We start from the raw sequence: 1177 nt of genomic DNA, 5'->3' as shown, positions 1-1177 counted from the left end.
TGACGCCCTGGCGGCCATCTTCCAGGTGGTGGGCAAGCCTGCCAGCAACCGGAGATGGGTGCTGGACGCCGACCTGTCGGCGGCGTTCGACCGGATCGACCATGCGCACCTGATGCAATCCATCGGCAGCTTCCCCGCCAGGGATGCGATCGAGGGATGGCTGAAGGCCGGAGTGATGGACAGGGGAGTTTTTGCACCGACGGTGGAAGGCACCCCGCAAGGAGGAGTCATCAGTCCGCTCCTCCTCAACATTGCTCTGCACGGAATGGAGGAAGCAGCCGGGGTCTCCTGGAAGAAGCAGCGGGGTTCCCGTATCCTCAAGGAGGACTCCCCGGCGCTTGTGCGGTATGCGGACGACTTCGTGGTCATCTGTCACACGGAGCAGGCCGCGCACGAGGCGTATCAACGGCTGAAGGAATGGTTCACGCCCAGGGGGCTGGCCTTCAACGAGGAAAAGACGAAAGTCCGACACCTCACGGATGGCTTCGACTTCCTCGGGTGCACTATCCGGAACTATGCCAACGGCTACACCCTTGTGACACCGAGCAAGAGCGCGGTAATGAAGGCCAGGGAACGTATCCGGGAAATTGCCCGGGCGCATCGGGGCAGTCCAGCGGATCGCCTGATCCGTGCGATGAACTCGTTCGTCCGGGGATGGACCATGTACTACCGTCCCTGGAGCTCCAAGAGGGCTTTCAACGACCTAGATCGGATCATGTTCGGACAGTTGTGGAACTGGGCGAGCAGACAGCATCGACGGAAGGGAAAGCAGTGGATCGCGGCCCGGTACTGGGACAAGCGGATTCCTGGGAGTGAGAACCGCTGGATCTTCGGAGAAGGTTCGGTACATATCAAGCCCGCCGCAATGACCAGAATCGTCCGGCACGTGCTGGTCCTTGGAACCCATTCCAAGGACGATCCGGCGCTGGCCGGCTACTGGGCCGAACGTGCGGCCAAGCGGACAAAGCTGAGGCTGGAGAACAAGTTCGTCCAGACCCTTGCCGTCCGCCAGAAGGGCCGATGCGCACGGTGCGGCCTCGGTCTCGTCGAAGGAGCTGAGTTCGAACCGGACAACGTTCACGACTGGGTGTCCTGGTTCGACGCCGTCCGCCGTCCGCTGAACGTGCACCACATCGTGCACCGAAAGCACGGCGGCGGAAACGACCTGAAGAACCTC

1 protein-coding gene is annotated in these 1177 nt (G+C 62.0%); it reads left to right on the top strand.

From position 1 onward, the window contains the following. Positions 1-1177: reverse transcriptase domain-containing protein (locus tag GTY84_RS27680; protein WP_161229138.1), on the top strand; the 1177-nt coding region annotated here is incomplete at both ends.

It is taken from the genome of Streptomyces sp. SID8352, from assembly GCF_009862265.1.
GTDB lineage: Bacteria > Actinomycetota > Actinomycetes > Streptomycetales > Streptomycetaceae > Streptomyces.
Note: the sequence above shows the minus strand (reverse complement) of the source record. Positions and strands in the feature narration are given on the sequence as shown.